This window comes from Micromonospora citrea, assembly GCF_049629545.1.
Lineage (GTDB): Bacteria > Actinomycetota > Actinomycetes > Mycobacteriales > Micromonosporaceae > Micromonospora > Micromonospora citrea_A.
This window is the reverse complement of sequence record NZ_JBNADX010000045.1, coordinates 19,693-27,597: the sequence shown is the minus strand read 5'-3', so window position 1 is coordinate 27,597 and position 7,905 is coordinate 19,693. Positions and strand designations below refer to the sequence as shown.

Annotated in this window: 7 protein-coding genes; all 7 read right to left on the bottom strand. The window is 71.4% G+C overall.

Features of this window, described 5'->3' with window-relative positions:
• Positions 1–13: 13 nt before the first annotated feature.
• From speB to ACPFP2_RS29100, 7 genes are read right to left on the bottom strand one after another with little or no spacing between them, the layout of a single operon-like run.
• The gene (speB, locus tag ACPFP2_RS29130; protein WP_424093342.1) at positions 14–1,027 is read right to left on the bottom strand and encodes an agmatinase; all 1,014 of its coding nucleotides are present in this window, start codon (positions 1,025–1,027) and stop codon (positions 14–16) included.
• A complete protein-coding gene (locus tag ACPFP2_RS29125) occupies positions 1,024–2,223 on the bottom strand; it encodes a saccharopine dehydrogenase family protein (protein ID WP_424093340.1) in 1,200 nt (399 codons plus the stop codon). The genes speB and ACPFP2_RS29125 overlap by 4 nt, the downstream gene beginning before the upstream one ends.
• On the bottom strand, positions 2,223–3,644 hold the full coding sequence (locus ACPFP2_RS29120; protein ID WP_424093338.1) for an NAD(P)/FAD-dependent oxidoreductase: 1,422 nt from the start codon (positions 3,642–3,644) through the stop codon (positions 2,223–2,225). Before ACPFP2_RS29120 ends, ACPFP2_RS29125 begins: the two co-directional genes overlap by 1 nt.
• The gene (locus ACPFP2_RS29115) at positions 3,641–4,483 is read right to left on the bottom strand and encodes an ABC transporter permease (RefSeq protein ID WP_424093336.1); all 843 of its coding nucleotides are present in this window, start codon (positions 4,481–4,483) and stop codon (positions 3,641–3,643) included. The genes ACPFP2_RS29120 and ACPFP2_RS29115 overlap by 4 nt, the downstream gene beginning before the upstream one ends.
• Entirely contained in the window at positions 4,480–5,391 is a 912-nt protein-coding gene (locus ACPFP2_RS29110) for an ABC transporter permease (protein ID WP_424093334.1), read from the bottom strand. Before ACPFP2_RS29110 ends, ACPFP2_RS29115 begins: the two co-directional genes overlap by 4 nt.
• Positions 5,392–5,431: 40 nt before the next feature.
• A complete protein-coding gene (locus tag ACPFP2_RS29105) occupies positions 5,432–6,598 on the bottom strand; it encodes an ABC transporter ATP-binding protein (RefSeq protein WP_424093332.1) in 1,167 nt (388 codons plus the stop codon).
• Positions 6,599–6,603: 5 nt separating this feature from the next.
• On the bottom strand, positions 6,604–7,788 hold the full coding sequence (locus ACPFP2_RS29100; RefSeq protein ID WP_424093330.1) for a polyamine ABC transporter substrate-binding protein: 1,185 nt from the start codon (positions 7,786–7,788) through the stop codon (positions 6,604–6,606).
• Between the last annotated feature and the right edge of the window lie 117 nt (positions 7,789–7,905).

The following is a 7,905-nucleotide window of genomic DNA, read 5'->3' as shown; positions in this document are numbered from 1 at the left end:
GGGGTGGGGTGGGTCAGCGGGCGTCGAGGAGGGGCTGGTGGGGGTTCCAGGGTGGGCCGGCGGCGGCGTCGCGGCGGCGGCGGGCGATGGCCGACAGCGCCTCCAGGACCACCCGGTTGCCGAGGTACGCGGTGATGTCGGCGTGGTCGTACGGCGGGGCCACCTCGACCACGTCGAGGCCGACGACGGGCAGTTCGTAGCAGACCCGGCGAACCGCGTCGAGGAGCTGCCGCGAGGTCAGCCCGCCGGGCTCCGGGGTGCCGGTGCCGGGGGCCATCCCGGGGTCCACCACGTCCACGTCGACGGAGAGGAAGACCCCCTCGCACTCGTCGACCGCGATCGCGAAGGCTTCGGTCAGGCAGGTGTCGAGCCCACGCGCGACCAGCTCGGTCATCTCGTACGAGCGCATCCGCTGCGCGGCCATCCAGGCCAGCGTGGCAGGGCCGGGCCAGTAGCCGCGCAGGCCGATCTGGAGGAACCGGTCGCCGCGTACCGCGCCGGAGGAGATGAGCCGGCGCATCGGCTGGCCGTGCCCGTACAGCGAGCCGAACTCGACGTCGCCGGTGTCGGCGTGCGCGTCGAAGTGCACCAGCGACACCCGGCCGAGCCCGTGGTGGCGGGCCACCCCGGTGGCGTCCGGCAGGGCGATGGAGTGGTCGCCGCCGAGCACCACGGGGATCGCCCCGGCGCGCGCGACCGCGTGGACGGCGGACTCCAGCGCGGCCAACGACCGCTCGATGTCGCCGGAGAACATCTCCACGTCACCGGCGTCGTAGACGCACAGGTCGCGCAGCCCGTCCACGCGCATCGCCAGGGACGGGCGGGAGCCGTCGTGCGGCAGGTAGCACGCCTGCCGGATGGCGGACGGGCCGAACCGGGTGCCCGGCCGGTGCGAGGTGCCGCCGTCGAAGGGCGCGCCGATGATCACCACGTCGGCGTCGACGTAGGTGACGGGCTCCTCCAGCGTGCACGGCGGCACGCCGAGGAAGGTGACGTCCGGGCCGTACATCGGGCCGTAGCGGGTCATCGTTCCTCCATTCCCCACGGCGAGCCGTACCCGGTGAGCAGGTCCAGGAACGGCTGCGGCGGCAGCGCCTCCGGTCCGAGCACGCCGGTGCCGGACCACGCGCCGGTGGCGAGCAGTTCCAGGGCGACCACCGGGTTCACCGCGGTCTGCCAGACCACGGCCTGGTGGCCGTACTCCCGCATCGACCACTCGTTGTCGACCACGTGGTACAGGTAGACCTCGCGGGGACGGCCGGAGGCCGATCCGCGCACCCAGGTCCCGGCGCAGGTCTTGCCGCGCATCCGCTCGCCGAGGGTGGCCGGGTCGGGCAGCGACGCGGCGACCACGTCCCGGGGGGACACCTGCATCCCGCGCACCGTCACCGGGGCGGTGGCGTCGAGCCCGACCTTGTGCAGGGCCTTCAGCACCTCGATGAACTCGTCGCCGAGGCCGTACTTGAAGGTGACCCGCTTCGCCTCCACCCAGCGCGGGATCAGCAGCACCTCCTCGTGCTCCACGTTGACGCACTCGACCGGGCCGATCCCCGCCGGGAAGTGGAAGACCTCCGGTTCGCTGAACGGCTCGGTGGTGAACCAGCCGCGACCGGACTCCCAGATCACCGGCGGGTTCAGGCACTCCTCGATGGTGGTCCAGATGGAGAAGGACGGCGCGAAGTCGTACCCGTCGACGGTGAGGTTCGCGCCGTCGCGTACCCCGATCTCGTCGATCTCGTCGAACAGTTCGTCGGCGGCGTAGCGGGCGAACACGTCGGACAGGCCGGGCTCGATGCCGATGCCGCAGAGCGCCAGCCGTCCGGCCGCCTCCCACCGGTCGGCCGCGGCGAACTGCTCGTCGCCGAGCTTCACGCCGGTCTCGGAATACGGGCGCGACGGGTGCGGCCGGGACAGCGACATCGCCATGTCCAGGTAGTCGGCCCCGGCGGCGAGCGCGGCGTCGAAGATCGGCATGACGAAGCGTGGGTCTACCGCGTTGAGCACGTGGGTGATCCGGTGCTCCCGGCAGAGCGCGGCGACCGCCTCGGTCGAGGAGGCGTCGACGGCGGCGGCGACGAACCGGTCACCGTGGCCGGTGACGGCCCGCACGGCGCGGCCGAGGTCGTGGTCGGCGACGACCATGGTCTCGAAGAAGGATCGGCGGGCGGAGATGGCGACGGCGGCGGAGCCGACACCGCCGGCGCCGACGAGCAGGATGCGCATCAGGAATCAAACCCCAGTCCAAGACGATCGAGGGTACGGAGCCAGAGGTCGCGCCGACCCTCGCGCGCGTCGGCGCGGGCCAGCGACCAGCGGGTGAGGTTGATGCCGGCGGCCCGGACGGGTTCCGGCGGGAACGGCAGCGGCGTGCTGCGGACCAGGTCCAGCCGGGTCAGCGGGGTGTCCCCGCCGGCCAGCAGGTCGAGCATCACCCGGGCGCCGAACCGGGTGGCGCCGACGCCGAGGCCGGTGAAGCCGGCCGCGTACGCCAGTCGACCGTCGTAGGCGGTGCCGAAGAACGGGCAGAACCGGGTGCAGGTGTCGATGACCCCGCCCCAGCGGTGGCTGAAGCGCAGGTCGGCCAGTTGGGGGAAGGTGGTGAAGAAGTGCTCGGCGAGGGCGGTGAAGGTGGCCGGTCGCTGCTCCAGTTCCGGGGCGACCCGGTTGCCGTAGTGGTAGACCGCGTCGTAGCCGCCGAAGAGGATCCGCCCGTCGTCGGTGATCCGGTAGTAGTGGAACTGGTTGCCGGTGTCGGCGAGCCCCTGCCGGTTGCGCCAGCCGACGGCGTCGCGCTGGGCCGGGCTCAGCGGCTCGGTCATCAGGGCGTAGTCGTAGACCGGCACGATCCAGGCGCGCAGCCGGCGCAGCAGCGGCGGGAAGGCGTTGGTGGCGAGCCCGACCTGCCGGGCCCGGACCAGGCCGGGGGCGGCGGCCGGGCCACCGGCCGTGACGGCGCGCAGGCCGGCGGAGTCGCGGCGCAGCCCGGTGACCCGGGTGTGCTCGGCGATGCGGACGCCGCGTTCCAGGCAGGCGCGGCGCAGCCCCCAGGCCAGCCTCGCCGGGTCGAGCATGGCCACCCGGCCGGTGTCCCACATGCCACCGAGGTACGTGGGCGAGTGCACCTCGGCGCGCACCTCGTCGCGGTCGAGCAGCCGTACGTCGTGGCCGTGCCGGCGGGCCAGCGCGGCGTCGTCGGCCAGCCCGGCGAGCTGGTACGGCGCGACCGCCACCGCCAGCTCGCCGGTGCGTACGAAGTCGCAGTCGATCCCGTACGCCTCGACGGTCGCCGCGATCGCGTCCAGGTTCTCCCGGCCGAGCCGTTCCAGCTCGTCGATCTCCCCGGGGAAACGCTGCGCGCCGTTGGCGAGGCCGTGGGTGAGCGAGGCGGCGCAGAACCCGCCGTTGCGCCCGGACGCGGCCCACCCGCAGGTGCCCGCCTCGACCAGCAGCACGTCCCGGTCGGGGTCGTCGGACTTGGCGAGCAGGGCGGTCCAGAGCCCGGCGTACCCGCCGCCGACGACCAGCAGGTCGGCGGTGTGCGTACCGTGCAGCGGCGGCAGCGGGTCGGGGCGTTCCGGACGGTCCAGCCAGTAGGGCACGGGCGCCGCGTCGGCGAGCGCCCTGCCGGTATGCGGGAGGATCATGACGGGCCACTCGCCCGTCGGCCGGAGAGTGGCGCCAGCGCGGCGCGCCGGGCCCGGCGGGCGCGCAGCGAACTGACGCCGACCAGCAGCAGCGCGATCCCGAACATCGCCGTGCCGATGACGTTGACCTGCGGCGGGATGCCCCGCTGGGCGGCACCCCAGACGTACATCGGGAAGGTCACGGTGGTGCCGGCGTTGAAGTTCGTGATGATGAAGTCGTCGAAGCTGAGCGAGAAGGCCAGCAGCGCGGCGGCCACGATGCCGGGCAGCACCAGCGGCAGGGTGACCAGCCGGAAGGTCTGCCATTCGCTGGCGTAGAGGTCCATCGCGGCCTCCTCCAGCCGCCGGTCCATCCCGGCCAGCCGCGCCTTGACGGTGACCACCACGAACGACACGCAGAACATGACGTGCGCGATGACGACGGTCCAGAAGCCCTGCGGCACGCCCGCCGAGACGAAGAGGGCCAGCAGCGAGGTCCCCATCACCAGTTCCGGCGTGGCCATCGGCAGGAAGATCAGCAGGTTGATCCCGGAGCGGCCGCGGAACCGGTGCCGGACCAGGGCGAACGCCATCAGGGTGCCGATCACGGTGGCGACGACGGTGGCGATGAAGCCGATCTGGACGCTGCGCACCACCGCGTCGCACATGTCGGAGGTGACGCACGGGTTGCGCCAGTTGTCCAGGGTGAACTCGTGGAAGTCGTACGACAGCCGGCTCGACGGGCGGTTGAACGACAGGCCGGCGACCACCATGATCGGCAGCGAGAGGTAGCCGAGCACCAGCAGGGCCACGCCCATCACCCAGCGGTCGGCCAGCCAGCGGGCGACGCGGGTCGTCACAACACCTCCTGGGTGCCGGCACGGCGCAGGTAGCCGAAGACCACCGCGAGGATCGCCGCCATCAGCAGGAACGACAGCGCCGCGCCCTGCGGGTAGTCCAGCCGGACCAGGAACGCCGAGTCGATGACGTTGCCGATCATGTACTCGTTGGGCGTGCCGAGCAGTTCGGCGTTGATGTAGTCGCCGGTGGCCGGGATGAAGAAGAGCAGCGTGCCGGCGATCAGGCCGGGCATGGACAGCGGCAGGGTGACCCGGCGGAACGTCTGCACCGGGTTGGCGTACAGGTCACCGGCGGCTTCCAGCAGCCGGTGGTCCAGCCGCTCCAGGCTCGCGTACAGCGGCAGCACCAGGAAGGGCAGGAAGTTGTACGTCAGGCCGAGGATCACCGCGAACGGGGTGGCCAGCAGCCGGCCGTCGGGAGCGAGCAGGTGCACGTCGCGCAGCAGCCCGACGAACCAGCCGTTGTCCGACAGGATGGTCTTCCAGGCCAGGGTGCGCACCAGGAAGCTGGTGAACATCGGGGCGACGACGCAGACCAGCAGCAGGTTCTTCCACCGGCCCGACTTCTGCGCGATCGCGTACGCCAGCGGGTAGCCCATCAGCAGCGCCAGCACCAGCGCGATCCCGGCGTAGCCGAAGGAGCGGGCGAAGTGCGGCCAGTACGCCTGCACCGCGTCCGGGTAGTTGCTGAACGCCCAGGTCAGCGCGTACCCGGTGGAGAGCGAGCCGCTCGGGTCGTAGAGGCTGGCCGCGGCCAGTTGCAGCAGCGGCACGGCGAAGAAGACGAACAGCCAGGCCGCGCCGGGCAGGAGCAGCAGGTACGGCAGCAGCCGGTGCCGCCCCCGGCGGGGCGGTGGCAGCGGGGTCGCCCGCCCCGACGGGGTCGGCACGTGCGCCAGCGCGCTCATGACCCGGCCCTGGCGTGCGTGACGCCGCCGGCCGGCCCGCTCACGACGGCGCTCCGACCGGTTCGTCGAGCAGCGGGGTGGTGCGGTCGGCCTGGCCGGGCTCGCGGGGCAGCAGGAAGGCGTGCCGGGGATCCCAGTGCGCCACCACCGGGGTGCCGACCGGGTGCTGCCCACCGGTGCCGCTGTTCGCCGCGAACGCGGAGATCTCGCTGCCCCAGCCGGTCCGGACCAGGTACTGGGTGCTGACCCCGACGTAGGAGGCGTCGGTGACCACACCCTCGACGTGCTGGTGTCCACTGGGAACCTGGGCGGCGGAGCCGACCAGGTGCAGTTTCTCGGGGCGTACCCCCAGGTAGACCGCACCCCGGTCGGACCGGGCGCGCTCGGCGGGGACGGAGAAGCGGGCGCCGTGGGCGGTGACCGGCACGTCCGACCCGGCGGGGCCGGCGGCCTCGGCGGCGAGCAGGTTGGACTGGCCGAGGAAGTTCGCCACGAACGCGGTGGCCGGGAACTCGTAGAGCTCAGCGGGCGCGCCGAGCTGCTCGATCCGCCCGGCGTTCATCACCGCGACCGTGTCGGCCATCGTCATGGCCTCCTCCTGGTCGTGGGTGACGTGCACGAAGGTGATCCCCACCTCGGTCTGGATCCGCTTCAGCTCGATCTGCATCTGCCGACGCAGCTTCAGGTCGAGCGCGCCGAGCGGCTCGTCGAGCAGCAGCACCTGCGGGTGGTTGATGAGGGCGCGGACCAGGGCGACCCGCTGCTGCTGACCGCCGGAGAGCTGGCCGGGGTAGTGGTTGCCGTACTCCTCGAGCTGGACCATCTCGAGCATGGCCATCACGTCGTCGTAGCCGGAGCGGTGCCCGCGCCGGCGCAGGCCGAAGTGGACGTTCTGGAAGACGTCGAGGTGCGGGAAGAGCGCGTAGCTCTGGAACACGGTGTTCACCGGCCGCTTGTACGGCCGCAGCCGGGTGACGTCCCGGTCGCCGAGCAGCACCTGACCGCTGGTCGGTTCCTCCAGCCCGGCGATCATCCGCAGGGTGGTGGTCTTGCCGCAGCCGGACGAGCCGAGCAGGGCGAAGAACGAGCCCTGCGGGACGGTCAGGCTGAGGTCGTCGACGGCGGTGAAGATGCCGAACCGCTTGGTGAGGTTGGCCAGCCGCAGGTCGCCGACCGGTGAATCACGTTCCCGAAGCTTCGCGCCCATCCCCATCACGCCCCGATGACCTGCTGGAACTTGGACTCGTACTCCTTCTCCTGCTTCTCGTCGAGGGCCATGAAGACCTTCGACTTCCGCAGCAGCGCCTCGTCCGGGAAGATCAGCGGGTTGGCCGCCAGTTCGGGATCGATCTTCTCCATCTCGGCCTGCGCGCCCTTGACCGGGCAGATGTAGTTGACGTACGCGGCGAGCTGCGCCGCGACGGCGGGCTCGTAGTAGTAGTTGATCAGCGCTTCGGCGTTGCCCTTGTGGGTGGCCTTGTTCGGCACCATCATGTTGTCGCTGAAGAGCATCACGCCCGACTCGGGCGCGACGAACCGGACCTTCTCGTCCTCGCCGGAGAGCTGGATGACGTCGCCGGACCAGGCGATGCAGGCGGCGATGTCGCCCTTGGCCAGGTCGGGGGCGTAGTCGTTGCCGGTGAACCGGCGGATCTGGCCGGAGTCCACGGCCTTCTTGAGCTTGTTGAGCGCGTCGTCGAACTGGGCGGCGGTGAAGTTCGCCGGGTCGTGCCCGTTGGACTGCAGCAGCAGGCCCATGGTGTCGCGCATCTCGCTCAGGGCGGTCACCTTGCCCTTGAGGTCGGGGCGGGTGAGCAGCTCGTCGACCGTCCGGATCTCCTTCGTGACGTTGCCGTTCCAGGCGAGGCCGGCGAGTCCGGACTGCCACGGGATCGAGATCCGGTTCTCCGGGTCGAAGGAACGGTTGAGCAGCGACGGCAGCAGGTTCGCCGCCACGTTCGGGATCTTCGCCGGGTCGAGCTTCTGGATCCAGCCGAGCCGGATCATCCGGGCGGCCATCCAGTCGGTGAGGACGATGACGTCCCGGTCGGTGCTCTGACAGCTCGCGAGCTGGTTCTGCACCTTGCCGAAGAACTCGTTGTTGTCGTTGATGTCCTCGGTGTAGGTCACCTGGATGCCGGTCCGGGCGACGAACGCGTCGAGGGTGGGCCGCTTCGACTCATCCTTCTCGTCAACGTCCATGTACTGCGGCCAGTTGGCGAAGGCCAGCTTCTTCTCCGTGGCGGAGAGGTCGTCGCTCTTGCAGCCCTCCTCGGTCTGGGTCGCGGCCTTGGTGCCGCAGCCGGCGAGCCCACCGCCCGCGGCGAGCAGGGCGGCCGAGGAGAGGGTGCCGGTGAGCAGTCCACGTCGGGTGAGGGGCCTGGGGGGAGTGCGCATGTGACGACTCCTAGGGGGTCGTCCGTCGGCGACGGGGACGGGGGCGACGCGCCGGCGGGAGGGGTCTTTGCCAGGGACGACTGATCCTGACATGAGGTTCCCTCCCTTACAAGGGAT